The organism is Streptomyces sp. S6, assembly GCF_054880855.1.
In genome coordinates, this window is record NZ_JBTYMC010000574.1 from 1 (window position 1) to 2,005 (window position 2,005).

The 2,005-nt window shown below is 74.7% G+C and carries 3 protein-coding genes; all 3 read left to right on the forward strand.

What is annotated here, in order from left to right; translation table 11 throughout:
* Positions 1 to 272 (forward strand): LysR substrate-binding domain-containing protein (locus ACVNF4_RS35355; protein ID WP_461806937.1); only part of this gene is annotated, 272 nt, incomplete at its 5' end.
* A 72-nt stretch (positions 273 to 344) separates the two neighbouring features.
* On the forward strand, positions 345 to 1,535 hold the full coding sequence (locus ACVNF4_RS35360; RefSeq protein WP_461806938.1) for a CaiB/BaiF CoA transferase family protein: 1,191 nt from the start codon (positions 345 to 347) through the stop codon (positions 1,533 to 1,535).
* A partial coding sequence (locus ACVNF4_RS35365; RefSeq protein ID WP_461806939.1) for an HpcH/HpaI aldolase/citrate lyase family protein occupies positions 1,525 to 2,005 on the forward strand: 481 nt, incomplete at its 3' end. The genes ACVNF4_RS35360 and ACVNF4_RS35365, both read left to right, overlap by 11 nt.

Consider the following 2,005-nt stretch of genomic DNA (forward strand, 5'->3'; position numbering starts at 1 on the left):
CCGCCGCCGAGGCCGGGAGCGTCGCCACGGTCGGCGGACTCGTCGCCGCCGGGCTCGGCGTCTCCGCGATGCCCGCGCTCGTCCAACCGCTGGTGGTGCCGGGCCGCTGGGTGCGGCGTCCGCTGGTGGACCCGGTCGTGGACCGGGAGGTGTACGTCGTCCTGCCGCAGCGCCGGAGCCTGCCGCCCGGCGCGGGCGCTTTCCTGGAGCAGCTCGACGACGTCAGGGCGGCCGGGCACCCGCTGCCCGACGGGGTCACCTGGGCGAACTGATGCGCAAGCCGCACGAATTGATCCCCGTTCCTTGCTGGACGCGCATCCCCGCCGCCTTGCAGCCTGAACCGCATGCAGGGACAGCTGACGGGTTTGAAAGTGGCCGAGTTCGCCCACGTGGTCGCGGGGCCGCTCGCCGGGTCGATGCTCGCCGACCAGGGTGCGGACGTCGTCCACGTCGAACCGCCCGGCGCGGGTGACGCGGCCCGCGCGATGGGGCCGCGACGAGACGGGGTGCCCCTGTGGTTCAAGGTCGCCGGACGCAACAAACGGTCCGTGACGCTCGACCTCCACCACACCGAAGGGCGCGAGATCGCCCGGGAGTTGGTGAGGTGGGCCGACGTCGTCATCGTCACCCTGCGCGCCGGGCGGCTGCGCGAGTGGGGGCTCGACTGGGAGGCCGTCCACGCGCTCAACCCCCGTGCCGTCCTCCTCCAGATCTCCGGGTTCGGCGCCACCTCCTCGCGGGCCGACGCCCCCGGGTTCGGGAAGATGGGAGAGGCCCGCAGCGGCGTCGTCCACCTCACCGGCTTCCCCGGCGGACCGCCCGTGCACACCGGCTTCTCGCACGGCGACGCCGTCACCGGGCTGATGGGCGCCTACGCGATCCTCGCCGCGCTGCACCGCCGGTCCACCGACCCGGAGTTCGACGGCGAGTGGATCGACCTCGCCCTCTTCGAACCGCTCTACCGGCTCGTCGAGTGGCAGGTCATCGCCCACGACCAGCTCGGCGAGGCGCCCGCCCGCGCGGGCAACCGGCTCGCCGTGGCGCCCGCCGCCGTCATCAACACCTACCGCAGCGCGGACGGCGACTGGCTCACCGTCACCTCCGCGACCAATCGCTCGGTCCGCAACGTCGCCCGCCTGCTCGGCCTGCCCGACGGGGAGTTCGCGACGACCGAGCAGCAACTCGCGGGCCGGGAACGGCTGGACGACGGACTGCGCGCCTGGACCGCCGCCCGCCCCACCGCCGACTGCCTCGCCGCGTTCGAGGCCGCCGAGGTCGTCGCCTCCCGCGTCTTCGACGCCGCCGACATCGCCGCCGACCCCGTCTACGCCGAACGCGAGGACATCGTCACCGTCGACGACCCCGACCTCGGCCCCGTCCGCATGCAGGCGGTCCTGCCGCACTTCCGGCAGGTGCCGGGCAAGGTGTGGCGGACGGGGCCCGCGCTCGGGCAGGACAACGACCTGGTGTACGGGCAGTGGCTGGGCATCGAGGGGGACCGGCGGACGAAGCTGAGGGAGACGGGTGTCATCTGAACGGCGGGTGCCGCTGCGCTCGTTGCTGTTCGTCCCCGGCAACCGCACCGCCTGGCTGCCCAAGGCCGAGGCGGCCGGCGCGGACGCGGTGATCCTGGACCTGGAGGACGCCGTCCCGCCCGAGGGGAAACGCGCGGCGCTCGCGGAGGTGCGGGAGGCGCTGACCCACACCTCCGGCCCGCGTCTCCTCGTCCGCGTCAACTCCCTGGACGCCGCGTCGGGTTGGTCGGGCGCGGACGAACTGCGCGCCCTCGCCCGGCCCGGCCTGTACGGCGTCGTCGTCCCGAAGGTGACGGGCGCCGACGACATCCGGCTCGCCGACCGGCTCCTCGCCTGGTCCGAACGTGAACAGGGCCTGCCCGAGGGGCACTTCGCGCTCGTCCCGCTCCTGGAGACCGCCCGCGCGCTGCGGGAGGCGTACGACATCGGCCGCGCCGCCGCCCGCGTCGCCCACCTCGGCGCGCTGACCG

What these genes read in the sequence shown, in the direction of transcription:
- ACVNF4_RS35360 (WP_461806938.1), top strand. Translation starts at nt 345, where the DNA reads ATGCAGGGACAGCTGACGGGTTTGAAAGTGGCCGAGTTCGCCCACGTG.